The organism is Vibrio splendidus 12E03 (genome assembly GCF_000272105.2).
GTDB classification, from domain to species: Bacteria; Pseudomonadota; Gammaproteobacteria; order Enterobacterales; family Vibrionaceae; genus Vibrio; species Vibrio splendidus_I.
On sequence record NZ_AJZD02000354.1, the window covers coordinates 37,348 to 62,530 of the forward strand.

The following is a 25,183-nucleotide window of genomic DNA, read 5'->3' on the forward strand; positions in this document are numbered from 1 at the left end:
TAGCAAGGATCCGGGCATAAGTGGATCATTGTGTGAGTAAATTAGGGGCAAGATGTGTGGATCCACCGATAAATTACAAATTTATTGTGAATAACTTGGATCTTATTCACTGGATCTGTGATCAATTGCTGGTGATCTGACTTATCAACAGGTAAAATTAGCGGTCATTTCATATTACTTTAAATAGAGTGAGGGCACCGTGTCATCTTCGCTTTGGTTGCAGTGTTTGCAACAGCTTCAAGAAGAGTTACCAGCTACAGAATTCAGTATGTGGGTTCGTCCGTTACAAGCGGAACTCAATGACAATACTCTAACTCTATTTGCACCGAACCGTTTCGTACTCGATTGGGTTCGTGATAAGTATCTAAATAGCATTAACCGTCTGCTGCAAGAATATTGCGGTAACGATATCCCACATCTTCATTTTGAAGTGGGAAGCAAGCGTGTGATTGCACCAAAGCCAGCGACACCGGCACCAACTCAGACTCGTACTGCAGCCGATGTGGCCGCTGAGTCATCAGCACCTGCGCAATTACAAGCTCGCAAGCCTGTCCATAATATCTGGCGTGATGAAGAGCCTGTCGCGGTTGACTTGAATCACCGCTCAAACGTGAACCCAAAACATAAGTTCAATAACTTTGTTGAAGGTAAGTCGAACCAACTGGGTTTGGCAGCGGCACGTCAGGTTTCTGATAATCCAGGTACAGCCTACAACCCGTTGTTCCTATACGGCGGCACTGGTTTAGGTAAAACGCACTTGTTGCATGCGGTGGGTAACGCCATTGTTGATAATAAGCCGAATGCGAAAGTGGTTTACATGCACTCAGAGCGTTTTGTTCAGGATATGGTAAAAGCCCTACAAAACAACGCGATCGAAGAATTTAAGCGCTACTACCGTAGTGTTGATGCATTGCTCATCGATGACATCCAATTCTTTGCTAATAAAGAGCGTTCTCAAGAAGAGTTCTTCCATACCTTTAATGCGCTGCTTGAAGGCAACCAACAGATCATCCTAACGTCTGACCGTTATCCAAAAGAGATCAACGGGGTAGAAGATCGTCTTAAATCTCGCTTTGGCTGGGGTTTGACGGTAGCGATTGAGCCACCAGAGCTTGAGACGCGTGTTGCGATCTTGATGAAGAAAGCCGAAGACCACCAAATTCACCTTGCAGATGAAGTGGCGTTCTTTATTGCGAAGCGTCTGCGCTCTAACGTTCGTGAGCTAGAAGGCGCATTGAACCGTGTTATTGCGAATGCAAACTTCACTGGCCGCCCGATCACGATCGACTTCGTGCGTGAAGCACTGCGTGACCTACTTGCCCTGCAAGAAAAACTGGTCACTATTGATAACATTCAAAAGACAGTCGCTGAGTACTACAAAATCAAAGTCGCTGATCTATTGTCTAAGCGTCGTTCTCGTTCTGTTGCTCGTCCACGTCAATTGGCGATGGCACTGGCGAAAGAGCTAACAAACCACAGCTTGCCTGAGATTGGCGATGCATTCGGTGGTCGTGACCACACGACGGTACTGCATGCTTGTCGTAAGATTGCTCAGCTGCGTGAAGAGAGCCACGACATTAAAGAAGATTATTCGAACTTGATTCGTACCCTTTCTTCTTAATACACAGTATTCTTAACCTTAATAAGCAGAATCTTGGCCACGTACTATTACGCAGTGCCATTTAGACCGTAAGAGCAAGATATGAAATTTACCATTGAACGTAGTCACCTGATTAAGCCATTACAACAAGTATCTGGCGCACTCGGTGGCAGGCCAACGCTTCCAATTCTAGGAAACCTACTAATTAAAGTAGAAGATAACGTGTTGTCGATGACAGCGACGGATCTAGAAGTTGAACTGATCAGCCGTGTAACGCTTGAAGGTGATTTCGAAGCGGGCAGCATTACCGTACCTTCACGTAAATTCCTAGATATCTGCCGTGGATTGCCAGATAACTCAGTGATCACTGTGGTATTGGATGGTGACCGTATTCAGGTTCGCTCTGGTCGTAGCCGCTTCTCTTTAGCAACATTACCTGCGGCAGATTTTCCAAATATTGAAGACTGGAGCAGTGAAGTTGAAGTGTCAGTGACACAAGCTGAACTTCGCGGTCTTATCGAGAAAACACAATTCTCAATGGCGAACCAAGATGTTCGTTACTACCTCAACGGTATGTTGTTTGAGATTGAAGGTTCTATCCTGCGCAGCGTGGCGACCGATGGTCACCGTATGGCAGTATCTCAAGCACAACTGGGTGCGGATTTTGCTCAGAAGCAGATCATTGTTCCTCGTAAAGGTGTTCAAGAGCTAGTGAAGCTATTGGATGCACCTGAGCAGCCAGTAACACTGCAAATTGGTAACTCTAACGTGCGAGCTGAAGTAAACAACTATGTCTTCACTTCTAAACTGGTTGATGGTCGTTTCCCTGATTATCGCCGCGTAATGCCGCAAAATACCACCAAGACACTTGAAGCTGGCTGTGATGAATTACGTTCAGCATTTTCTCGTGCTGCGATTCTATCGAATGAAAAATTCCGTGGTGTTCGCGTTAACCTTGCGGATAGCGAGATGCGCATTACCGCGAACAACCCAGAGCAAGAAGAAGCAGAAGAAGTACTCGATGTTAACTTCGACGGTGACGCACTAGAGATTGGCTTCAACGTAAGCTACGTCTTGGATGTTCTGAACACACTGCGTTGTGAACAGGTTCGTATCTCAATGTCAGACGCCAATGCGAGTGCTCTTATCGAGAACGCGCAAGATGACAGCGCGATGTACGTTGTTATGCCAATTCGCTTATAAGCTGCCCTATGTTGACCTACCGAGTCGTGATTGAAGATTAATATGAAGACGTTATGCCTTTATCGCGCTTAATCGTTAAGCAGTTTAGAAATATTGAAGCCTGTGACATTCAACCGTCATCAGGCTTTAACTTTCTTATAGGGGCTAACGGAAGCGGCAAAACCAGTGTCCTTGAAGCGGTGTATCTGCTCGGACACGGTCGCTCATTCAAGAGTTCACTGACCGGTCGTATCATACAAAACGAGTGTAGTGAGCTGTTTGTACATGGCCGTTTTATGACCTCGGATCAATTTGAGCTGCCAATTGGCATTAATAAGCAGCGCGATGGCACGACAGAGGTTAAAATAAGCGGTCAAACTGGGCAAAAGTTGGCTCAGTTAGCTCAAGTCTTACCTTTGCAGTTGATTCACCCTGAAGGGTTTGATTTACTAACCGATGGACCTAAGCATCGCCGAGCATTCATTGATTGGGGAGTCTTCCACAGTGAGTCGGGCTTTTATGATGCGTGGGGCAGGGTAAAGCGCCTCAATAAGCAGCGAAACGCCTTATTGAAAACGGCAACCCACTATCGAGAGCTGAGCTATTGGGACCAAGAACTGGCCCGTTTAGCTGAAAGCATCAGTCAGTGGCGTGCCACCTACGTTGATCAGCTCAAAGAAGTCGCCGAAGAAATCTGTGCGACCTTCCTTCCTGAGTTTGAGATAAAGATTAACTACTATCGTGGCTGGGACAAAGACACCCCGTACGCCGAGATATTAGAAAAGAATTTTGAAAGGGATCAGCAGCTTGGTTACACCTTTAGTGGGCCAAACAAAGCGGATCTGAAGATAAAAGTGAACGGCACTCCAGTGGAAGATGTCTTGTCACGAGGTCAATTGAAGTTGATGGTGTGCGCGCTACGAGTAGCACAAGGGCAACACCTCACTCAAATGACAGGTAAGCAGTGCATCTATTTGATAGATGACTTCGCTTCCGAATTAGATAGCCAACGCCGAGCACGTCTTGCTGAGTGTTTGAAGGCGACCCAGGCTCAAGTTTTTGTAAGCTCTATTACCGCTGATCAGATTGCAGATATGCATGACGAAAATAGCAGGATGTTTCATGTGGAACATGGCAAAATAGAGCAAGGATAATTAGTCAGAGAGTAACTATGTCAGATAATTACGATTCATCGAGTATTAAAGTACTGAAGGGTCTGGATGCGGTACGTAAGCGTCCTGGAATGTACATTGGCGACACGGATGATGGTACCGGTCTGCACCACATGGTTTTTGAGGTGGTAGATAACTCTATTGATGAAGCGCTAGCTGGTCACTGTAATGACATCATTGTAACTATCCATGAAGATAGTTCTGTGTCTGTAAGCGATGACGGCCGTGGTATTCCAACAGAATTGCACCCAGAAGAAAACGTATCAGCAGCAGAAGTAATCATGACGGTTCTTCACGCTGGTGGTAAGTTCGATGATAACTCGTACAAGGTATCTGGTGGTCTGCACGGTGTTGGTGTTTCAGTAGTTAACGCACTTTCTAAGCAAGTTACTCTTACTATCCACCGTGGTGGCAAAATCCACACTCAAACCTACAGCCACGGTGAGCCTCAAGCGCCACTAGCGGTTATTGGTGACACGGATAAAACAGGTACAGAGATTCGTTTCTGGCCGAGTGAAGAAACCTTCACTAACATCGAGTTCCATTACGACATTTTAGCTAAGCGTTTACGTGAGCTATCGTTTTTGAACTCAGGTGTGTCAATTAAGCTAATTGACGAGCGCGAAGAAGACAAAATGGATCACTTCGAATACGAAGGCGGTATCCAAGCGTTTGTTGAACACCTTAATACCAACAAAACGCCAATCATCCAAAAAATCTTCCACTTTAACTCTGAGCGTGAAGACGGTATTACCGTTGAAGTTGCGATGCAGTGGAATGATGGCTACCAAGAAAACATCTACTGTTTCACCAACAACATCCCTCAACGCGATGGTGGTGCTCACTTAGCAGGTTTCCGTGCGGCGCTAACGCGTACTCTGAACAGCTTTATGGACAAGGAAGGCTTCTCTAAGAAAGCGAAGACTGCGACCTCTGGTGATGATGCTCGTGAAGGTCTGACAGCGATTGTTTCTGTTAAAGTGCCTGATCCTAAGTTCTCAAGCCAAACTAAAGATAAGCTGGTTTCTTCAGAAGTGAAGTCTGCCGTTGAATCTACAATGGGTGAGAAGTTGTCTGAGTTCCTGATTGAGAACCCAGGTGAAGCGAAAACAGTTTGTTCTAAAATTATTGATGCAGCACGAGCTCGTGATGCAGCACGTAAAGCTCGTGAAATGACTCGTCGTAAAGGCGCATTAGATTTAGCGGGTCTTCCAGGTAAGCTTGCTGACTGTCAGGAAAAAGATCCTGCACTGTCTGAACTATACATTGTGGAAGGAGACTCTGCTGGCGGCTCAGCTAAGCAGGGGCGTAACCGTAAGAACCAAGCAATCCTACCGCTGAAAGGTAAAATCCTTAACGTAGAGAAAGCACGTTTCGATAAAATGCTGTCTTCTCAAGAAGTAGCAACGCTAATCACAGCTCTTGGTTGTGGTATTGGCCGTGACGAATACAACCCAGATAAACTGCGTTACCACAACATCATCATCATGACCGATGCCGATGTCGATGGTTCTCACATCCGTACTCTGCTACTGACGTTCTTCTACCGTCAAATGCCAGAGCTGATTGAACGTGGTTACATCTACATTGCTCAACCGCCACTTTACAAAGTGAAGAAAGGTAAGCAAGAGCAGTACATTAAAGATGAAGATGCGATGAACCAGTATCAAGTATCTTTGGCTTTAGACAATGCAGAACTGCACGTAAACCCTGAAGCGCCAGCATTTGCAGGTGAAGGTTTAGAGAAGCTTGTTCATCAATACAATGCAGGCATCAAGCTTGTTGATCGAATGAGCCGCCGTTACCCACGCGCATTGGTTCACGAACTGATTTACGTTCCTCGTCTAACGGCTGAGCAGTGTCATGATGACGCGGCAGTTGAAGTTTGGGGTAAGCAGCTTGTTGAGCAGCTAAACGCGAAAGAAGTAGGTGCGAGCCAATACAGCCTTGAAGTTGAAAAACACGAAGAGCTAGGTTTAAGCGTTCCTAAGATTGTGGTTCGTACTCATGGTGTGACTCATGAGCATCTTCTGAGCATCGATCTTATTAACTCTAAAGAGTTTGGTAAGCTAGCGGATCTTTCTGAAGCACTTGATGGCTTGATTGAAGAAGGCGCTTACATTAAGCGTGGTGAGCGTACTCAAGCGGTTTCTAGCTTTGTTGAAGCTCTGAACTGGTTAGTGAAAGAGTCTCGTCGTGGCCTGAGCCTACAACGATACAAAGGTCTAGGTGAGATGAACCCTGATCAGCTTTGGGAAACAACGATGGATCCTGAAACTCGTCGTATGATGCAAGTAACGATTGAAGATGCTGTTGGTGCTGATCTGTTGTTTACAACGTTGATGGGCGACCAAGTAGAACCGCGTCGTAACTTCATCGAAGAGAATGCACTTAAAGTAGCAAACCTAGACGTTTAGTCTCTTTGATACTTCGCTCTTTCGCTTAATTTCTGTGTCAGAGGTGCTCACATACATTCGTATGCTCCGCGCCTGTTCCCTGAACTAAAGCCAAATAGCTTCGTCTCAAAAAACTAAAATCATTTTAAAGCACTATCCTTTGGATGGTGCTTTTTTATGTTTGTAAGGTATTGAAAAATATTGAGTTGCAAAAATAATTAAAAATAATCCCTTGAAACTATTTTGTTCAATCCATATATCTATTTGTGAAGATGATGACTGTCTTGCTCTACAAGAGAAGAAACAGAACCTTCATTAACGCTGACGAAGTATCGCTCAACAGAGGATAACTTTGGCAGCACACAACTTAAAAATTGATTCATTGCCATGTCCCAGCGTTGTCGCCAATAGAGGTGAAACCCGAGGAATGCGAATTGAATCTCTTAGCTGTTTACTGGGTCACACACAGGTTCGATCTCAGTAAAATTCGCAGCTAAGACTATTGCTTACTAAAAGGATAGCATTATGAGAACTGTAGATTTCACTCCACTTTACCGCAACGCAATCGGCTTCGATCGTCTATTCAACATGATGGAAGCGAACACATCGAAGAACTCTTCTGGCGGTTACCCTCCATACAACATCGAGCAAAAAGACGAGAACAACTACCGTATTACTATGGCAGTTGCTGGTTTTGCTGATGACCAATTAGATCTAACTCAGAAAGAGAACATGCTAATTGTGAAAGGTGAGCGTAAAGCTGAAGCAGAGAAAGCCTTCGTATACCAAGGTATCGCAGAGCGCGATTTCGAGCGTAAATTCCAACTGGCTGACTACGTAAAAGTGGTAGGTGCAAGCATGGAAAATGGTCTTCTTCACATCGACCTAGAACGCGAAATCCCAGAAGCGATGCAACCGCGTAAGATTGCTATTAATGGTAATGGTCTAATCGAAGGCTAATACCCGTCATACTTGAAGCTACAGCGTTGTTGACGTCGTAAATTCCCCCTAATCACATAGGTTCCCTATGCTCATAGGGTTGAATTTTCTAGTCGCCTAGCTGAACCCCCAATTATTTAGGGTATTCAAGTGACAAAAACTATCGGGAAGTAAAAGTGAAAGAGCACCAGTACCTTGAAGAAGGTCGGTGCTCTTTTTGTATTTGGTCTACAGTAAGCTAAAAGCCCTGATTACTGCTCTGAGTAAGCCTTTTTCACTTCTTCAGCGATGATCGCTATGCCTTTCTGCATCGCTTCATCATCTTGCACGTAGTTCATACGTAAGCACTGGTGAGCATGATCCCACTCGTCTTCTTGACCGATAAAGAAGTATTCACCCGGAACAATCAACACGCCGCGAGTTTTAAGGCGGTCGTACAGTTCCATTGTGGTGATCGGCAACTCATCAAACCATAGCCATAAGAAGATAGCGCCTTCAGGCTTGTGAATACGGAAGCGAGGGTCGTCGATAGCGTCTTGTAACAGTTCAACTGCACGTAGTGACTTATCTTTGTAGAAAGGTTTGATCACCTCACTGCTCAAGTGTAGTAAATCGCCTTTTTCAATCATGTGATTGGCAATCGCAGGGCCGACACTGTTTGGCGCTAAGCTGATGATGCCATTCATGTTGGTTAGCGCTTGGGTGACTTCTTCACTCGCAATCACGATACCGCAACGCACACCCGGCAAACCAAGTTTAGAAAGACTCATGCACAGAATGGTATTTTCATTCCAGAACGGTTCGACATCTTCAAAGATGATGTTTGGAAACGGCAGGCCGTAAGCATTGTCGATCAGCAATGGGATGTTGTTTTCACGCGCCAGCTTATCCAATTTACGTACTTCTTCGTCGGTTAGTACGTTACCCGTTGGGTTGGTTGGACGAGATGCACAGATAGCTGCGACTGAGTCATCAACCTTTAGTTGTTCAAAATCGACGTGGTATTTGAACTGACGGTTTTCTAGCAGCTCGATCTCTGGGTGGTAAGAAATAAAGATGTCGTCATCAATGCCAGCATCGCCGTAGCCGATGTATTCCGGCGCGATCGGTAACAAAATCTTCTTGTGCGAACCGTCAGGTTGTTGGCCTGCTAGTAGGTTGAATAGATAAAAGAAGCCGCTTTGACTGCCGTTAGTTAGGCTGATGTTCTTCTCGCTGATGTCCCAGCCATAAGTCTCTTTTAGCATTGCAGCTAATGACTTAATGAAGCTGTCTTTACCCTGCGGGCCATCGTAGTTGGCGAGGGCGGCGATGAGTTCTCCATTGGCGAGCATGTCGGCACTGGCTTGGTTAAAGTAATCGAGCATGGCTGGGATAGCGGCTGGGTTACCACCACCGAGCATGATTGCGCCTGGAGTGCGCAGGCCATCATTCAAATCATCCATTAAACGAGTGATTCCAGAGTATCGATTAAACTTTTCGCCAAACTTAGAGAACTGCATTACTAATTTTACCTAATTCATTGTGATTGCTTGTTACGTGTCATTAAGGCAGACCTTATGTCTGCCATCAGTGTATTCCTTGAACATACCGCAATGTTTTTGCGACGCATAGCGCCAAATGCTCTAACACGTAAAAAACTTCTATAAAGTTTGGTTAATGAGTAACAGCTTGCTTATTGAACGTACCATTAGCGATAAAAAAAGGAGAAGCCTAAGCTTCCCCTTTAGTTTCTGGTGTTTATGTTAATGAAGGTTTAGTTCGAGCCGGTATAAACGATTAATACTTTGTCATCTTGGTATTGGCGTTCGAACGCATAGTAGCCCTTGCTGTTACGGATTATGTGCTTACCTTGGGCTACCGCTGGGTGACGTTGGCGGAATTGGCCAAGCGCTTGCCAGTGTTCTAGCAGCTCTGCACGTTCGCCAGTGATTTGATCCCAAGGCATGTCTGAGCGTGTGCCTTGCATAGGGTCGGAACCCGTTGGGCCAAAGTCTCGTGCAATTTCGTCGCCGTAATAGATCTGTACTGCACCCGGAGCAAGCATTAATGCGTTTGCTGCCTTGGTCTGTTTCGCAAAGTCGCTGCCGTGTTGTGTCCAGAATAGTGAGGTGTCGTGAGACGATAGGTAACTCAACACGTTGAATTCGCTGTCGTTGTTGATCTTCTCTGCATAACGAAGGTAATCAGCATCGAGATCGGATAGGCATTTAAGCGCTTTTGGTGCGATATCGCTCTGGAATTCAAAGTTGATGATCGAATCAAAGCCGTTAGCGAAGTAGTCTGATTTCACCACGCTGTGCGCCCACACTTCTCCTGTCATCCAGAAGGGTAAGTCATCTAAGGCTTTATCTGGGTTGTTCTGTTTCCACTCAGCGAGTGCTTGGTTAGTGCTCTCTTTAAGTTCTGCCCACGCTTCCAGTTCAACGTGCTTAGCGGTATCGACCCTAAAGCCATCAACGCCGTATTCACGCACCCAGTCAGACAACCAAGTGATCAGATGTTCACGAGGTGTTTTAAGTTCATCGGTCGCGCTGGTGGATTTGTTGCGATAGAAATTCGGTAGCCCGGTGGTTTCTGTCGATTCTGTTTTGAAATCGGGCAGGTGCGCCAAAGACATGGTGAGGTTGTTGTAACCCGGTGAATCATAAGCGCCGATATCACTGCGCAGCCATGCCTTACCCCACCATTTTTCCCACGCTTCTTTATCGCTGTAAGAGATGTAGTTATTGAAGTAGTGCCAGTTCTGACCTTTAGTGGGTTGCCAGTCTGTCCAGTTTTCACCAAGTGTTTTTGTTGCTTCTTCATCGGTGAGGTTGAGCTTACCAAAGTCGAACTCTTGCATGTCGGCGAGTGTGGCGTAACCAGTGTGGTTCATTACCACGTCCCAGACGACACGAATGCCTTTGCTGTGTGCGGTATCGATGAAGGTTTTCAGCTCGTCTTCTGTGCCCATGTTGTCATCAAGCTTGGTCCAATCTTGGTGGTAGTAACCATGGTAGCCATAATGCTTGAAATCACCTCTGTCACCACCGCCAACCCAGCCGTGGATCTGTTCTAACGGAGACGTTATCCAAATAGCATTAGCACCGAGTGATTCTATGTAGTCGAGTTTTTCGGTTAAACCGGCTAAGTCACCACCGTGGAAGGTGGCTATTTCATCTTGTCCGTCTTGGCTGCGCCCGTAACTGTTGTCGTTATCAGGGTTACCGTTATGGAAACGGTCAGTCATTACGAAGTAAACCGTGGCGTTATCCCAACTAAAGCCAGCTTTGGTTTCTGGTTCTACTTTCTCTAGTAGCAGAACACCTTGGCTGTTTTCTGCAGGCTGCATGGTGACACTGCCATTAGTTACTGTGACTTGTTTGCCTGAAAGAGCGTCTCTTACCACGGTGCCATCATCAAAGGTTTGAGTAACATCGATGGTGGTTGGTTGGTCACTGGGTACAGGACAGGCAAAGCTTTGAACTTGTTGTTGCTTCGGTTTTATCTGAACCGTGAGTTCATTGGTCTGTGGGTTGAGCGTAAACTGATAGGTGTTAGCGCGAAAGACCTTGATATCTAATTCAGACTTCTCGGCACAGTCGTCTAGGCGAAGGGGTTTATTGAATTTGATGCGGTTTTCTTCAGCCAGCGCATAGTTGGTGCCACAGGTATTTTGAGTATCGCTGATAGAGAAGGTATAGCTACCTTTAGCGAGTTCCTGTTCAGCAATAACAGTGCCTTTTCCTGTCGATTCAAATACGACAGTGTTGTTATCAATCGTCAGCAATAAGCTGTCATCACTGGTTTGGCTGCATGCGCTGAGTGCGAGTATTGAAAGCGCGAGTACTGTTTTTTTCATTGTTCCCTTCCCCTGAATAAACAGGTTATTTATAGCAAACAATGCCCTCTACAGTCTGAGTGCTGTTTCATTCAGTTAATCAATAATACCTCTACAAACAAATGCTTGGTTCACAAAAACAAAAAGGGAAGCTTTCGCTTCCCTTTGGGTGTTTACCGTTAATTACTCAGAGTATGACTTAGAGTAACTGTCTCACTTGTGCTTATTTTTGCAGTAGAGAGATGTCAGCAATCTGTAGGAACAGGTTACGTAGGTTGTTCAGTAGCGTTAGACGGTTCTTCTTAAGCGCTTCGTCATCAGCCATAACCATTACGTTATCGAAGAATGCATCAACCGGTTCACGTAGATCAGCCAGCTTGCTTAGGGCTTCTTGGTAGTTGCCTGTTGCGAATGCTGGTTCTAGTGCTTCAGTCATTACTTCAACGTTTTCAGCCAGTGCTTTCTCTGCGTCTTCTTGAAGAAGCGTTAGGTCGATTTCAGCTGGTAGCTCGCCATCGAATTTCGCAAGGATGTTACCTACACGCTTGTTCGCTGCTGCTAGTGCTTCTGCTGCTTCCAGTTCACGGAAGTGAGAAACCGCTTTAACACGTTGGTCAAAGTCAGCTGGCTTAGTTGGACGACGTGCTAGTACCGCTTGGATGATATCAACGCTGAAACCAGCATCTTGGTACCATGCGCGGAAACGACCTAGCATGAAGTCGATAACGTCAGCTTCTACGTTGTCGTTGGTTAGCTTGTCGCCTAGTAGCTCTTTCGCTTTACCGATCAAATCGGTTAGGTCTAGGTTGTAGCCGTTTTCAACGATGATACGCAGCACACCTAATGATGCACGACGTAGCGCGAATGGGTCAGAACCTTTTGGTGCTTGGCCAATACCGAAGATACCTACAATAGTGTCTAGCTTGTCTGCCATTGCTACTGCTGAAGAGATACCAGTGCTTGGTAGGTCGTCACCAGCGAAACGAGGCATGTACTGCTCGTAAAGTGCTAGTGCAACTTGCTCGTCTTCGCCATCGTGAGTTGCGTAGTGCATGCCCATTACACCTTGAGTATCCGTAAATTCGAATACCATTGATGTCATTAGGTCACACTTAGCCAGTAGTCCAGCACGCTTAGACTTTTCAACGTCAGCATCGATTTGCTCAGCAATGTAGCCAGCAAGTTCTGTGATGCGGTCTGTTTTGTCTTTGATAGTACCAAGCTGCTTCTGGAAGATAGCTTGGTCTAGCTCAGGCAGGCGGTCGATCAGCGGACGCTTACGGTCTGTGTTGAAGAAGAATTCAGCATCAGCAAGACGTGGGCGAACCACTTTCTCGTTACCTTCGATAACGTGGCGAGGCTCTTTAGACTCGATGTTTGATACGAAGATGAAGTTCGGTAGTAGCTTCTTGTTGTCATCGTAAACAGGGAAGTACTTTTGGTCACCTTTCATGGTGTAAACCAACGCTTCAGAAGGGACTTTTAGGAACTCTTCTTCGAACTTCGCTGTAAGTACTACTGGCCATTCAACCAGAGATGTTACTTCTTCAACAAGGTCATCTTCTAGGTCAGCTGTACCGCCAACCGCAGCTGCCGCTTTTTGCGAATCAGCAAGGATGATCGCTTTACGCGCTTCGTAATCTGCCATTACTTTACCGCGCTCTTCTAGGATCGCAGGGTATTGGTCAGCAGAATCGATTGTGAACTCTTGTTCGCCCATGAAACGGTGGCCACGGATAGTACGAGCAGATGCTACACCTAGGATTTCGCCTTCAACAAGCTCATCGCCTAGCAGTACTGTCAGTGTTTTCACTGGACGGATAAATTGAATGTCTGAGTTACCCCAGCGCATTGCTTTAGGAATTGGTAGGCCAGCCAGTGCTTTCGCAGCGATGTCCATCACCAATTCTTGAACTGGTTTGCCAGCCACTTCTTGTTTGAAAAGAAGCCACTCGCCTTTGTCTGTTTTCAGACGGTCAGCTTGCTCAACAGTAATACCGTTACCACGAGCCCAACCTTGTGCTGCTTTGGTCGCGTTGCCTTCAGCATCGAATGCAACAGAAACAGCAGGGCCACGCTTCTCAACCACTTTGTCTGCTTGGCCTTCAGCCAGTGCAGTTACTTTAAGTGCTAGACGACGAGGTGCTGCGTACCACTTGATGCCTTCGTGAGAAAGTTCAGCCGTTTTAAGACCCGCTTCAAAGTTAGAAGCAAATGCTTCTGCTAGAGAACGAAGTGCTGTTGGTGGAAGCTCTTCCGTACCTAGTTCAATTAGAAAATTCTTCGCCATGATTATTTGTCCTTCTTACACATTGGGAAGCCAAGCGCTTCACGTGACGCGTAGTACGCCTCAGCAACTGATTTAGTCAGGTTGCGGATACGAAGGATGTAACGTTGACGCTCTGTTACAGAGATAGCTTTGCGCGCATCAAGGATGTTGAATGCGTGACCTGCTTTTAGAATGCGCTCGTAAGCTGGAAGCGGCAGTGGCTTCTCAAGCTCAAGTAGCTCTTTACACTCTTTCTCGCACTGGTCGAAGAAAGTGAATAGGAAATCTACGTCTGCGTGCTCGAAGTTGTATGTTGATTGCTCAACTTCGTTTTGGTGGAAGATGTCACCGTAAGTCACGTTAGAACCGTCTGGTGCCACGTTCCATACTAGGTCGTAAACAGAATCTACTTCCTGGATGTACATTGCTAGACGCTCGATACCGTAAGTGATCTCGCCAGTTACTGGCTTACACTCAAGGCCGCCAACCTGTTGGAAGTAAGTAAACTGAGTTACTTCCATGCCGTTTAGCCATACTTCCCAACCAAGGCCCCATGCGCCTAGTGTTGGGTTTTCCCAGTTATCTTCAACGAAGCGAATGTCGTGAACAAGTGGGTCAACACCAAGAACCTCTAGGGAGCCTAGGTACAACTCTTGGATATTGTCTGGCGATGGTTTTAGCGCTACTTGGAATTGGTAGTAGTGCTGCAGACGGTTAGGGTTTTCACCGTAACGGCCATCGGTCGGACGACGAGAAGGTTGAACGTAAGCTGTAGACATTGGCTCTGGGCCAAGTGCTCGTAGACATGTCATTGGGTGAGAGGTGCCTGCACCTACTTCCATATCTAGAGGTTGAACAATGGTACAACCGTTTTGAGCCCAGTAATCCTGCAGCGCGAGGATCATTCCCTGGAAGGTTTTGATATCGTATTTTTGCATAGTCAGGTTCGCGCGATTCTTTTAAATGAATGAGAAAAATAACCTCTGAGTATACCGAGATATTCGTAAAGCGAGTAGAGGTAATCTTGTTTAATTAGTGGTCTAAAATGTCGTTTAGTGGATTTTTTTTGCCTTTAATGTTTGTTTTTTGGCACAAGTGGATATTTTGATAAGTTTGACACTTGTGTTTGAAAGCGTGGGTGATTAAAATCTTGCGGTCTTTGGGGAGTAGCTTACTTATTCATACCCTATTGAATGAGTTCGTTCGTCAACACAATTGATGCAAAATCATCATGGCGTTCGAGGCAACCACCACCTTGGTGGCGCTTAGCAAGACCTTAGACAAGCATCGTGAACCGGGATGGGGCGCGAGGTTTGTCTTTGGTTAAATATAATAATCTCCATCCCAAATGAGCATGTCGTGAGCGTTTTAGCCATTTCAATTACAACTGTCGCCTTAGCCGAGATCGGTGATAAGACCCAGTTGCTATCCCTTTTATTAGCCAGTCGATATCGAAAACCGATACCTATCATTACGGCTATCTTCTTTGCCACCATTGCCAATCATGCCCTTGCTGCATGGCTCGGGGTTGTGGTCGCCGACTATCTTTCACCTGAAGTATTAAAGTGGGTGCTGGTGGTTAGTTTCATCGCTATGGCGGGTTGGATTCTGATTCCGGATAAGTTGGATGACGATGAGCAGATCTCTAACCGAGGCCCATTTGTCGCTAGCTTCATCGCCTTCTTCATTGCTGAGATCGGTGATAAAACCCAGATTGCGACCTCTATTCTAGGGGCTCAATACTCTGATGCATTAACGTGGGTGATTCTGGGTACTACGATCGGTATGTTGCTGGCGAATGTGCCTGTGGTGATCATCGGTAAACTGTCTGCGGATAAGATGCCTCTTGATCTGATTCGTAAGATCACAGCCTTGTTATTCGTGGGTTTAGCTATCGCTGCGGCTTTCTATTAACAGGTGGTATTGAGTCTTATTATACTCAATCAGTAGAGTAATGTGTTGTAGGTCATACTCTTACAGTATTGTGGGGTTTATCGAGCGAATGGACATATAACTGTCATACTTGTCATGATATTTTAATCTTGTGAGTTAAGAACACGAGGGCATGATTATGTTGACGCGTTATATGGGTATTACTCCACAAAGCCAAAGCTATCTATTTACCTTTGGTCTTGCACTTACACTATTAGGCATGGTGTTGACGGACATGTGGCTGCCAATGGTCGCGGGTGCCATCATCATGACTGCGCTTGCGGTAGAGGCTTGGATTCGGGTCGCGCATATTATTCCGATGCGCAAAGATATCCGAGAAATTCAGCATCAGCTGGAGCATCTGCAAAACAAGTCTAGAAGCGAATAAACAAAAAGCCGCTCGTACTCTGAGTTCTGTTTAAGAACATAAGGTACGAGCGGCTTTTTTGATACTTGATAGTCGGTGGGGCGTTACGCTTCCAATCCCTTTCTGATCAAATACTGGTAAGGCAAGGTTTCTGTTGCTTGGCCTACCAACTGGTGATCCATGAATCGACAAAAGCTCGGAATATCTCGAGTTGTCGAAGGATCGTCAGCTTTTACCAGTAACACATCGCCATCCTGCATGTTTCTAATTGTCTTCCTGACCATCATTACTGGTTCCGGGCAACGCAGGCCTTCAGCTTCTAAAGTATGGGTTGCCAGTTCAGGTTTGAATGTCATGGTTTGTATCTCTATATCTATCTAACGAGTGAATAATACGTCTGCAGAAAAAATATGCAATAAGTGCTTGGCAAACAGAATCATTTCCTATAACTTAGTTAACAAGTTGATAACAACTTAAAGCAAAGGCAACTAGCTAAGGAGTGGCGATGTTGACAGGATTAGATAGATTAACAATTTATTCGGTTCTCTGTTTTATTTCTTTTTGTGCGTTAGTACTACGCTCATCGACAGAGACCTCACTGATGCCTATTTTTGGCATAGTAGCAACGATTATTGGTATTTGGGTAGAGATGCGCCGTTGGCAAGGCATAGCCGAAGAGCAAGAGCACTAACCCGAATACAGCAAGCGAATTCCGATACGACAACATTCCGACACTATCCCCAAATTTTCTTGGGCTTCCCCGCGTAATTGCGGGATTTTTTTTATCTAAAGCATGCTATAAACAACTTAGTGACTAATGGCAATCGTAGACAGCTAGGTAAGTGGCGTGGAATTAGAAGACATCTATCGTAGAGACCTTAATTTATTGGTCGCTTTAAAGGTATTGATTGAAGAGGGCAGCGTAAGCCAGGCCGCGCTTCGTCTTAACTTAAGCCAATCGGCAACCAGTCGAGTACTAGGGCGTTTAAGAGAATTACTAAACGATCCGCTGTTTACACGCCAAGGTCAGCACCTTATTCCTACCAAGAAAGCACTCGAGATCAGTCAGCGTATTGATCAGCCTTTGGAGTCTTTTCGCCAATTGCTGAGTCCGAGTGACTTTGATCCTTACTATTGCAGCGAACGTTTTCTGATTGCAACCACCGACTATGCGATGCAAACCATCTTGCCTTATGCGTTGCCGAAGATTTATGAACAAGCACCCAATATATCTTTGGAGTTTGCTCCGTTGCAGCATGAGCATTTGTTTAAACAACTCAGCACAGAACGCGTTGATATGGCGATCTGTCGTCCGAGTGGCAGCATTACACCACTTCATCAAGAAGTATTGGGGCCGGTTGGTGTGTCGTGTCTGTTATCTAAAAACCACCCATTAGCCGATCAACCTTTAAGCCTTGAAGATTATGTTTCACTCCCGCATGCGATGATTGCGATCAGTGATGGTGTTAAGGCTTTATTAGACAACGCATTAGCCAATCAACAGCCTCGTAAAATGGTGTTGCGTGCTTATCACCTTGAAGCTGCATTGGCGATTGTCGATAGAATGCCATTAGTGATTACGGTACCTGCTGATTTGGCTTATTTGGTGGCTGAGCGTTATGACTTAGTCGTTAAACCGCTACCATTCGAGTTTATGCCGTTTGATTACTCACTGATCTGGCACTCGCGTTGCGATTCTTCTGCTTCACAACAATGGTTAAGAAGAGTGGTAAAAGAAGAGTGTGGTGAGTTGATTCAGAAGCGTATTGCGGATGTCGGTTTGGGCTAACTAGGACTGAGTCTGGGTTCACTGACCCTAATGACAAAAACGCAAAAGGGCTGATAAAAATCAGCCCTTTGTTGTTTTGGGTTATCCAAGCCTAAAGCAGTTACTTAAGGTTTGATAACTTTATGTTTGAGAATCTATAGCTTAATGACTACGCGACCAGTGATTTGACCGTTAGTGATGTCTTCTGCTGCTTGAATTGCACCGTCTAAAGATACTTCTTTGGTTGCTTGAGCGTAGAAAGATTCTGGTAGTAGTTCAGCCAGTTGTTCCCATGCTTTAATACGTTTTTCACGAGGGCACATTACCGAGTCAACACCTTGTAGGCGAACGTTACGCAGAATGAATGGCATTACTGTTGTTGGTAAGTCAAAACCGCCTGCTAGACCACACATCGCAACTGCACCGTTGTAATCAATTTGCGCCAACACTTTGGCAAGTACTTTGCTACCTACTGTATCGATAGCGCCAGCCCACAATTGTTTTTCTAGTGGTTTTGCTGGTTCTTCTAGTTCAGCACGCTCTACAATACGTGTCGCGCCTAGTGATTTAAGTAGTTCACCATTTACAGAAGCACGACCAGTCACAGCTGCCACTTTGTAGCCCAGTTGGTTTAGTAGAGTGATAGATACGCTACCTACGCCGCCACTTGCACCCGTTACTAGGATTTCACCGTCTTCTGGTTTGATGCCTGCATCTACGATAGCTTGCACACAAAGCATTGCTGTGAAGCCAGCTGTACCGATCGCCATGACTTTCTTAGCGTCTAGACCTGCTGGCATTGGCACTAACCAATCACCGTTTAGGCTCGCTTTTTCAGCCATGCCGCCCCAGTGACCTTCACCAACACCCCAGCCAGTTAGAACAACTTCGTCGCCTGCTTTATAGCGAGGGTCATCAGATTGTGAAACAACACCTGAAAGGTCGATACCAGGAACCATTGGGAAGTTACGAACAATGCGCCCTTTACCTGTAATCGCCAAACCATCTTTGTAGTTCAAAGAAGAGTAGCTAACATCGATCTTCACGTTACCTTCCGGTAATTGAGACTCTTCAATTTGAGAAACTGACGCGATAGTTTTTTTGTCTTCTTGGTTTAGTACAAGTGCTTTAAACATGATCTGCTCCGTGGAGGAATATTAGGAAACTGAAGTAACTTTAGTTGAATAATCCGAGAAAAAATAATGAAACATCAACATTGAATCTATGCGTTTTGTGCATAGATGTTGGTGCTGGTTTCTCTTTCGTTGAGTTCGCTGAATGAATCGACGTATTGTTGAACGTTGAGTAATAAAAAATGCAGCTATATAAATATAGCTGCACATAAGATTATCCTTCAAGTATTACAGTCAGTGATCGCTATGGGCGTTCAAATACCGTTGCAATACCTTGGCCTAAGCCAATACACATAGTCGCTAAGCCGTATTTCACGTCTTGTGCTTCCATTAGGTTAATTAGGGTTGTAGAGATACGAGAACCAGAACAACCTAGTGGGTGGCCAAGCGCAATCGCACCGCCGTTAAGGTTTACTTTCTCATCGACCACATCCAGTAGACCTAGGTCTTTCGCACATGGAAGAGATTGAGCAGCAAACGCTTCATTTAACTCAATGACACCCATATCTTCAATGGTTAGCCCTGCACGTTTAAGTGCTTTTTGGGTTGCTGGTACTGGGCCGTAACCCATGATTGAAGGATCGCAACCTGCGATAGCCATCGATTTCACGCGAGCTCGAATTTTAAGGCCAAGTGCGTTGGCTTTCTCTTCGCTCATGATAAGCATTGCTGAAGCACCATCAGACAGGGCTGATGAAGTACCTGCTGTTACCGTGCCATTTGCTGGATCAAATACCGGACGAAGCTGAGATAAGCCTTCAACTGTTGTCTCTGGACGAATCACTTCATCGTAATCCAGAGTGAACAGAGAACCGTCTGCAGCGTGAGCTTCGGTTGGCAGGATTTCATTCTTGAAACGACCTTCAACTGTTGCTGCCTGAGCACGAGCATGTGAGCGTGCTGCGAATGCATCTTGGTCTTCACGGCTAATACCGTGCATTTTACCTAGCATCTCAGCGGTTAGGCCCATCATGCCCGCCGCTTTCGCTACGTGTTTAGACATGCCAGGGTGAAAATCAACACCGTGGTTCATTGGTACGTGGCCCATGTGCTCCACACCACCGATCAGGCAGATTTCAGCATCGCCAACCATGATAGAGCGACTTGCATCATGCAGAGCTTGCATAGATGACCCACATAAACGGTTGACCGTCACCGCACCAATCTCAATCGGTAGACCAGCAAGCAAAGCAGCGTTACGTGCAACGTTGAAGCCTTGCTCTAGCGTTTGTTGTACACAACCCCAGTAGATATCTTCAATTTCGACAGGGTTTACTTCTGGGTTGCGCTCTAAAATGCCTTTCATCAAATGTGCCGACAGATCTTCAGCGCGAGTGTGACGGAAAGCTCCACCTTTGGAACGTCCCATTGGGGTACGAAGGCAATCAACAACAACTACATTTTTCATTTTGCTATTCCTTTTCCAAATGTGGGTTACAGAGAACTGGCTTGTTGAGCGTCGTAAAAGCTTTCGCCTTTCGCAGCCATATCAAGCAATAGTTGAGGAACTTGGTACATTGCACCTAAGTCTTGGTAGCCTTTCGCCATTTCAACGAAGTTACCAATGCCCACACTGTCTAAGTAGCGGAATACGCCGCCTCTGAATGGAGGGAAGCCTAAACCGTAAACCAGTGCCATATCCGCTTCTTGCGGTGTTGCGATAATGCCTTCTTCTAGACAAAGCACTACTTCGTTGATCATTGGAATCATCACACGTTGGATAATTGTCTGGTCATCAAAGTCTTGTGGCTGTTGGCATACGTCAGCTAAGATAGGAAGAATGTCTTCAGAGAAGGTCTTCTTCGGGCGACCGCGTTTATCTACGCTGTATGTGTAGAAACCGCTGCCGTTCTTCTGACCGTATTTCTCAGCGACATAAAGTGCGTCAATCGCATCACGACCTTCTTTACCCATACGCTCAGGGAAACCTTGCGCCATCACAGCTTGCGCGTGGTGTGCTGTATCTAGACCAACAACGTCTAGTAGATATGCAGGGCCCATTGGCCAACCGAACTTACGTTCCATGACTTTATCGATCTTAGTGAAGTCAGCACCGTCACGTAGCAACATGCTGAAACCGCCAAAGTAAGGGAAAAGTACACGGTTGACGAAGAAGCCAGGGCAGTCGTTCACAACGATAGGGGATTTACCCATCTTCGCGGCGTAAGCCACTACGCGATTGATGGTTTCTTCTGAAGTGTGCTCACCTCGGATGATCTCAACCAAAGGCATGCGATGTACTGGGTTAAAGAAGTGCATGCCACAGAAGTTTTCAGGGCGCTTCAAAGATTTCGCTAGTAGGTTGATAGGAATCGTAGAGGTATTTGATGTAAGAACAGTGTCTTCACCGACCAGACTTTCAACTTCGCTCAACACTGCCGCTTTTACTTTAGGGTTCTCTACCACGGCTTCTACGACAACATCTGATTGCTCAACACCTGCATAATGCAAGCTTGGAGTAATCGAAGACAGAATACCTGCCATCTTGAACCCATCTAAGCGACCGCGTGACAAGCGTTTGTTCAACAACTTAGATGCTTCGTTCATACCAAGATCAAGAGATGCCTGTGCGATGTCTTTCATCATCACTGGCACACCTTTCAATGCTGACTGGTAAGCAATACCGCCGCCCATGATGCCAGCACCAAGTACTGCAGCACGTTCAGTCGCTTTATTTGCAGATTTACCAGCCTGTTTTGCTAAGCCTTTAATATATTGGTCATTTAAGAATAGGCCAACCAGTGCTTTCGCTTCTTCAGATTTTGCTAGCTTAACGAAGTGTTTACGTTCGATGTCGAGTGCTGCATCGCGATTGCTACGTGCTGCTTCTTCAATCGCAATCACAGAAGTAATTGGAGCTGGGTAGTGAGGCCCTGCTTTTTGAGCCACTAAGCCTTTAGCCATAGTAAAGCTCATCATCGCTTCGAGTTTGCTTAGTGAAAGCGCTGATGTTTTTTGTTTACGGCGTAATTGCCAGTCTAATTTTTCATTAGCAGCCAGAGAAACGGTGTTGATTGCCGATTCTAGTAACTGGTCTGTTTCAACAATCGCATCTAACAAGCCAACTTTAAGCGCTTCATCTGCACGGCATGCTTTGCCTTGCGTGATAATTTCCATAGCGCTGTCAGCACCGATAACACGAGGTAGGCGCACACAACCACCAAAACCAGGCATGATGCCAAGTTTGGTTTCAGGTAGGCCAATGCTGGTGGTCTTGTCACCGATACGGAAATCAGTAGCGAGTACACATTCACAGCCGCCGCCAAGGGCATGGCCACGCATCATTGAAAGAGTTGGGACAGGAAGGTCTTCGAGCTTGCTGAAGATTGAATTTGCGAATCTTAACCACTCATCAAGTTCTGCTTCTGGCTTAGCAAATAGGCCGAGAAATTCAGTGATGTCTGCGCCTACAATGAACGCGTCTTTGTTTGAAGTTAAGATTAAACCACGTAATCCTGCGTGAGCATTAAGAGTATCTAACGCTTTGTCTAGTGATTCTAAAGTAGCAAGGTCGAGTTTGTTTACAGAGGCTGGTGCACAGAAGCTTAATTCCGCAATACCATCTTGTAATTCCTTTACCTGTAGGGTGTTAGCTTGGTAAATCATTGTCTATCTCCATGACATACAATCCACGATTGTTTGAGAGAATCTTGTTATCTTTCTATTATTGTAGAATACCTGGTAAGACCAGTTATCTTAGTCTGTACCTCTGCTTGATTAATTTCAATACATTTTTTAAACAATTGTTTAACATTGTGCGATAGCACAGATCCTCTAACCCTTATTATTCACGCGTGATACACTCCGTCGCTCTTATTAACTAAGTTAACGATATGAATGAACAGCCTTATTTAATACCTTCTGCGTCGGCTCTGTTTGAAGAAGAGATAAAAAAGAGCGTCTTTATTACGCATCTTGCTCATACTCCAAGTGTAGAAGCTGCAAAACAGTTCGTAGAACAGGTGAAAAAAGAGCATTCTTTAGCACGACATAACTGTTGGGGTTTTGTTGCTGGTCGACCTGAAGACTCAATGCTTTGGGGTTTTAGTGATGATGGTGAACCTTCAGGTACAGCGGGTAAGCCGATTTTGGCGCAACTGTCTGGTTCTGGCGTCGGTGAATTAACGGCCGTAGTCACTCGTTATTCTGGCGGAATCAAGCTTGGTACAGGTGGTTTGGTTAAGGCTTATGGTGGTGGCGTACAACAAGCTCTCAAGCTGCTTCAAACTATCGAGAAAAAAATAACCACAAAATTACGGCTAGAGTTAGACTATGGCTTTGTGCCGATCGCACAATCCATCATGGCTCAGCATCAGGCTGTTGAGGTCCAAGCGGATTATGGTGTTCAAGTTGAGCTTATTATTGAAATAGAGCTCCTTCAGGTAGATTCGTTTACCCAAACCATGATCAATAAAAGCGGTGCTAAGGCACTGGTAACGAAAGTCAAAGACAACTAGGAAGTTTGAAGCATTTCGCTTCGTTCAATAGCTCATGCAATTTCGCTCAATTATTCGAATCGTCGGATTATTATTAGCACTTTTTAGTGTATCAATGCTTGCTCCTGCGCTCGTCGCACTGATCTATCGAGATGGTGCGGGTGTGCCATTTGTGACGACCTTCTTCGTTCTCTTATTCTGTGGAGCAACTTGCTGGTTTCCAAACCGACGTTATAAGCATGAATTGAAAGCGCGTGATGGCTTTTTGATTGTTGTTCTGTTTTGGACGGTAATCGGTAGTGCGGGTGCGCTGCCGTTTTTGATCGCCGATAACCCCAATGTGTCGGTAACCGATGCTTTCTTCGAATCCTTTTCTGCATTAACTACCACCGGCGCGACTGTGATTGTTGGCCTTGATGATCTGCCTAAGGCGATTCTATTTTACCGTCAGTTCCTACAATGGTTTGGTGGTATGGGTATCATCGTATTGGCGGTAGCTATCCTCCCTGTTCTGGGTATCGGTGGTATGCAGCTATATCGTGCTGAAATCCCTGGTCCAGTAAAAGATAGCAAGATGACTCCGCGTATTGCTGAAACGGCAAAAGCGCTTTGGTATATCTACCTGAGCCTAACGATTGCTTGTGCAGTAGCTTTTTGGCTTGCAGGTATGAGCTTCTTTGATGCAATTAGCCATAGCTTCTCTACTATTGCGATTGGTGGCTTCTCGACTCACGATGCAAGCATGGGCTATTTCAACAGTCCTGCAATCAATATGATTACGGTCGTGTTCCTGCTTATCTCTGCATGTAACTATTCTCTTCACTTTGCAGCGTTTGCTTCTGGTGGTGTGCACCCTAAGTATTACTGGAAAGATCCGGAATTCCGCGCCTTTATCTTTATTCAGGTGGTCTTGTTCTTAGTTTGTTTCTTATTACTGCTGAATCACCACTCTTATGATTCGTACTATGATGCTTTTGATCAAGCCTTGTTCCAAACGGTATCTATATCCACGACTGCTGGTTTCACTACGACTGGTTTTTCAGAGTGGCCACTGTTCTTACCCGTGTTACTCCTATTCTCTTCTTTTATAGGGGGATGTGCAGGTTCAACGGGCGGTGGGATGAAGGTCATTCGAATCTTATTGCTTACTCTGCAAGGTGCTCGTGAAATGAAGCGTCTTGTTCACCCTCGTGCTGTCTATACCATCAAGGTTGGCGGTTCTGCGTTACCACAACGTGTCGTGGATGCGGTTTGGGGCTTCTTCTCTGCATACGCCTTGGTTTTTGTGGTTTGTATGTTGGCTCTTATTGCAACCGGTATGGATGAGCTGAGTGCTTTCTCTGCCGTAGCGGCAACATTGAATAACCTTGGCCCGGGCTTAGGTGAAGTGGCAATGCATTTCGGCGATGTGAATGACAAGGCTAAGTGGGTGCTGATCGTATCTATGCTGTTTGGTCGTTTAGAGATATTCACCTTATTAATTTTATTGACCCCTACGTTTTGGCGTAGCTAAGGACAACATTGTGGCAAAAGCTCTATTTTTGTATTCAAGCCGTGAAGGGCAGACCAAGAAAATCTTGAACTATATAAAAGAAGAAGTGAATGAGTTCGAATGTGAGCTTCAAGATCTGCACACTGTTACTAGTGTCGACTTTGCTCAATACGACAGAGTCTTGATTGGCGCATCGATTCGTTATGGCCACCTCAATAAGAAGCTATATCAGTTCATTGATGCCAACCTTGCTCAGTTGCAATCAAACAAGGTCGCTTTCTTCTGCGTTAACTTAACAGCTCGTAAAGAAGACCAAGGTAAAGATACTCCTGAAGGTAGCGCTTATATTAAGAAGTTTCTTCTTAAGTCCCCATGGCAACCTACTTTGATCGGTGTATTCGCGGGGGCTCTCTATTACCCACGTTATAACTGGTTCGATAAAACCATGATTCGCTTCATTATGAATATGACAGGTGGAGAAACGGATACAACCAAGGAAGTTGAGTACACAAACTGGGAAAAAGTCTCTTTATTCTCTAAGAAACTGCAAGAGATGTAAGAGAAAAGCCTACTTTTGAGGCGTTTTGAGTTCTTTTTAATCGAACGAATAAAAAAACGAGAAAAACTTCAAAAAGGGCTTGCCTGTGTGATCGAAATCTCTATAATGCCACCTC

General features: G+C 45.5%; 21 protein-coding genes. 12 read left to right on the top strand and 9 right to left on the bottom strand.

What is annotated here, in order from left to right; all coding sequences use genetic code 11:
• Positions 1-199 precede the first annotated feature (199 nt).
• The 4 genes from dnaA to gyrB all read left to right on the top strand — a co-directional run bounded on the left by dnaA (position 200) and on the right by gyrB (position 6,371).
• Positions 200-1,621 (top strand): chromosomal replication initiator protein DnaA, encoded by a 1,422-nt coding sequence (dnaA, locus tag A142_RS23230; RefSeq protein WP_019825569.1) that lies wholly within the window; start codon positions 200-202, stop codon positions 1,619-1,621.
• Positions 1,622-1,702: 81 nt separating this feature from the next.
• Positions 1,703-2,803: a DNA polymerase III subunit beta gene (gene dnaN / locus A142_RS23235; protein WP_017058809.1), complete on the top strand. Its 1,101-nt coding sequence runs from the start codon at positions 1,703-1,705 to the stop codon at positions 2,801-2,803.
• Between the two features lie 53 nt (positions 2,804-2,856).
• Positions 2,857-3,936 (top strand): DNA replication/repair protein RecF, encoded by a 1,080-nt coding sequence (gene recF, locus A142_RS23240; RefSeq protein ID WP_019825571.1) that lies wholly within the window; start codon positions 2,857-2,859, stop codon positions 3,934-3,936.
• A gap of 17 nt (positions 3,937-3,953) precedes the next feature.
• Positions 3,954-6,371 (top strand): DNA topoisomerase (ATP-hydrolyzing) subunit B, encoded by a 2,418-nt coding sequence (gene gyrB / locus A142_RS23245; RefSeq protein WP_019825573.1) that lies wholly within the window; start codon positions 3,954-3,956, stop codon positions 6,369-6,371.
• Positions 6,372-6,610: 239 nt separating this feature from the next.
• Here gyrB and A142_RS25600 read toward each other — a convergent pair whose 3' ends face one another.
• Entirely contained in the window at positions 6,611-6,733 is a 123-nt protein-coding gene (locus tag A142_RS25600; protein WP_277815635.1) for a hypothetical protein, read from the bottom strand.
• Positions 6,734-6,875: 142 nt separating this feature from the next.
• Here A142_RS25600 and A142_RS23250 point away from each other — a divergent pair, with 142 nt between their 5' ends.
• Positions 6,876-7,310 (top strand): Hsp20 family protein, encoded by a 435-nt coding sequence (locus tag A142_RS23250; protein ID WP_019825575.1) that lies wholly within the window; start codon positions 6,876-6,878, stop codon positions 7,308-7,310.
• 230 nt (positions 7,311-7,540) lie between these two features.
• Here A142_RS23250 and A142_RS23255 read toward each other — a convergent pair whose 3' ends face one another.
• From A142_RS23255 to glyQ, 4 genes are all read right to left on the bottom strand, one after another.
• Positions 7,541-8,791, bottom strand: coding sequence for a valine--pyruvate transaminase (locus A142_RS23255; protein WP_019825577.1), 1,251 nt, complete (start codon positions 8,789-8,791; stop codon positions 7,541-7,543).
• A gap of 254 nt (positions 8,792-9,045) precedes the next feature.
• Positions 9,046-11,133, bottom strand: a complete 2,088-nt coding sequence (locus A142_RS23260) for an alpha-amylase (RefSeq protein WP_019825579.1) — start codon at positions 11,131-11,133, stop codon at positions 9,046-9,048.
• A gap of 202 nt (positions 11,134-11,335) precedes the next feature.
• The gene (glyS, locus tag A142_RS23265; RefSeq protein WP_019825582.1) at positions 11,336-13,402 is read right to left on the bottom strand and encodes a glycine--tRNA ligase subunit beta; all 2,067 of its coding nucleotides are present in this window, start codon (positions 13,400-13,402) and stop codon (positions 11,336-11,338) included.
• Positions 13,403-13,404: 2 nt separating this feature from the next.
• The gene (gene glyQ, locus A142_RS23270) at positions 13,405-14,319 is read right to left on the bottom strand and encodes a glycine--tRNA ligase subunit alpha (RefSeq protein WP_017632669.1); all 915 of its coding nucleotides are present in this window, start codon (positions 14,317-14,319) and stop codon (positions 13,405-13,407) included.
• Between the two features lie 421 nt (positions 14,320-14,740).
• Between glyQ and A142_RS23275 the strand changes: the two genes are divergently transcribed.
• Together A142_RS23275 and A142_RS23280 are read left to right on the top strand one after the other, a co-directional pair.
• Positions 14,741-15,295: a TMEM165/GDT1 family protein gene (locus tag A142_RS23275; RefSeq protein WP_019825585.1), complete on the top strand. Its 555-nt coding sequence runs from the start codon at positions 14,741-14,743 to the stop codon at positions 15,293-15,295.
• Between the two features lie 151 nt (positions 15,296-15,446).
• Positions 15,447-15,701 (top strand): hypothetical protein, encoded by a 255-nt coding sequence (locus tag A142_RS23280; RefSeq protein WP_017058818.1) that lies wholly within the window; start codon positions 15,447-15,449, stop codon positions 15,699-15,701.
• An 83-nt stretch (positions 15,702-15,784) separates the two neighbouring features.
• Here A142_RS23280 and tusA read toward each other — a convergent pair whose 3' ends face one another.
• The gene (gene tusA, locus A142_RS23285) at positions 15,785-16,036 is read right to left on the bottom strand and encodes a sulfurtransferase TusA (protein ID WP_004736675.1); all 252 of its coding nucleotides are present in this window, start codon (positions 16,034-16,036) and stop codon (positions 15,785-15,787) included.
• Between the two features lie 149 nt (positions 16,037-16,185).
• On the opposite strand from tusA, the gene A142_RS23290 reads away from it, so the two are divergent.
• Together A142_RS23290 and A142_RS23295 are read left to right on the top strand one after the other, a co-directional pair.
• A complete protein-coding gene (locus A142_RS23290; protein WP_004736674.1) occupies positions 16,186-16,371 on the top strand; it encodes a hypothetical protein in 186 nt (61 codons plus the stop codon).
• A gap of 156 nt (positions 16,372-16,527) precedes the next feature.
• Positions 16,528-17,469 carry a LysR family transcriptional regulator gene (locus A142_RS23295; protein ID WP_019825588.1) on the top strand — a complete coding sequence of 314 codons (942 nt, stop codon included), beginning with the start codon at positions 16,528-16,530 and terminating at the stop codon, positions 17,467-17,469.
• A gap of 134 nt (positions 17,470-17,603) precedes the next feature.
• On the opposite strand, the gene A142_RS23300 is transcribed toward A142_RS23295, so the two are convergent.
• From A142_RS23300 to fadB, 3 genes are all read right to left on the bottom strand, one after another.
• Positions 17,604-18,584 (bottom strand): MDR family oxidoreductase, encoded by a 981-nt coding sequence (locus A142_RS23300; RefSeq protein WP_019825590.1) that lies wholly within the window; start codon positions 18,582-18,584, stop codon positions 17,604-17,606.
• Positions 18,585-18,825: 241 nt separating this feature from the next.
• The gene (gene fadA, locus A142_RS23305; protein ID WP_019825592.1) at positions 18,826-19,989 is read right to left on the bottom strand and encodes an acetyl-CoA C-acyltransferase FadA; all 1,164 of its coding nucleotides are present in this window, start codon (positions 19,987-19,989) and stop codon (positions 18,826-18,828) included.
• A gap of 26 nt (positions 19,990-20,015) precedes the next feature.
• Positions 20,016-22,187 carry a fatty acid oxidation complex subunit alpha FadB gene (gene fadB, locus A142_RS23310; protein WP_019825594.1) on the bottom strand — a complete coding sequence of 724 codons (2,172 nt, stop codon included), beginning with the start codon at positions 22,185-22,187 and terminating at the stop codon, positions 20,016-20,018.
• 227 nt (positions 22,188-22,414) lie between these two features.
• Between fadB and A142_RS23315 the strand changes: the two genes are divergently transcribed.
• From A142_RS23315 to hemG, 3 genes are read left to right on the top strand one after another with little or no spacing between them, the layout of a single operon-like run.
• Positions 22,415-23,038, top strand: a complete 624-nt coding sequence (locus A142_RS23315; RefSeq protein ID WP_019825597.1) for a YigZ family protein — start codon at positions 22,415-22,417, stop codon at positions 23,036-23,038.
• A gap of 34 nt (positions 23,039-23,072) precedes the next feature.
• The gene (locus A142_RS23320; RefSeq protein ID WP_010433127.1) at positions 23,073-24,530 is read left to right on the top strand and encodes a TrkH family potassium uptake protein; all 1,458 of its coding nucleotides are present in this window, start codon (positions 23,073-23,075) and stop codon (positions 24,528-24,530) included.
• A 10-nt stretch (positions 24,531-24,540) separates the two neighbouring features.
• Positions 24,541-25,068 (top strand): menaquinone-dependent protoporphyrinogen IX dehydrogenase, encoded by a 528-nt coding sequence (gene hemG, locus A142_RS23325; protein ID WP_019825599.1) that lies wholly within the window; start codon positions 24,541-24,543, stop codon positions 25,066-25,068.
• The last annotated feature ends 115 nt before the right edge of the window (positions 25,069-25,183 follow it).

Coding starts and splice junctions, on each gene's coding strand:
- dnaN (WP_017058809.1), top strand. CDS start 1,703: ATGAAATTTACCATTGAACGTAGTCACCTGATTAAGCCATTACAACAA.
- recF (WP_019825571.1), top strand. CDS start 2,857: ATGCCTTTATCGCGCTTAATCGTTAAGCAGTTTAGAAATATTGAAGCC.
- gyrB (WP_019825573.1), top strand. CDS start 3,954: ATGTCAGATAATTACGATTCATCGAGTATTAAAGTACTGAAGGGTCTG.
- A142_RS25600 (WP_277815635.1), bottom strand. CDS start 6,733: ATGAATCAATTTTTAAGTTGTGTGCTGCCAAAGTTATCCTCTGTTGAG.
- A142_RS23250 (WP_019825575.1), top strand. CDS start 6,876: ATGAGAACTGTAGATTTCACTCCACTTTACCGCAACGCAATCGGCTTC.
- A142_RS23255 (WP_019825577.1), bottom strand. CDS start 8,791: ATGCAGTTCTCTAAGTTTGGCGAAAAGTTTAATCGATACTCTGGAATC.
- A142_RS23260 (WP_019825579.1), bottom strand. CDS start 11,133: ATGAAAAAAACAGTACTCGCGCTTTCAATACTCGCACTCAGCGCATGC.
- glyS (WP_019825582.1), bottom strand. CDS start 13,402: ATGGCGAAGAATTTTCTAATTGAACTAGGTACGGAAGAGCTTCCACCA.
- glyQ (WP_017632669.1), bottom strand. CDS start 14,319: ATGCAAAAATACGATATCAAAACCTTCCAGGGAATGATCCTCGCGCTG.
- A142_RS23280 (WP_017058818.1), top strand. CDS start 15,447: ATGATTATGTTGACGCGTTATATGGGTATTACTCCACAAAGCCAAAGC.
- tusA (WP_004736675.1), bottom strand. CDS start 16,036: ATGACATTCAAACCTGAACTGGCAACCCATACTTTAGAAGCTGAAGGC.
- A142_RS23290 (WP_004736674.1), top strand. CDS start 16,186: ATGTTGACAGGATTAGATAGATTAACAATTTATTCGGTTCTCTGTTTT.
- A142_RS23300 (WP_019825590.1), bottom strand. CDS start 18,584: ATGTTTAAAGCACTTGTACTAAACCAAGAAGACAAAAAAACTATCGCG.
- fadA (WP_019825592.1), bottom strand. CDS start 19,989: ATGAAAAATGTAGTTGTTGTTGATTGCCTTCGTACCCCAATGGGACGT.
- fadB (WP_019825594.1), bottom strand. CDS start 22,187: ATGATTTACCAAGCTAACACCCTACAGGTAAAGGAATTACAAGATGGT.
- A142_RS23315 (WP_019825597.1), top strand. CDS start 22,415: ATGAATGAACAGCCTTATTTAATACCTTCTGCGTCGGCTCTGTTTGAA.
- A142_RS23320 (WP_010433127.1), top strand. CDS start 23,073: ATGCAATTTCGCTCAATTATTCGAATCGTCGGATTATTATTAGCACTT.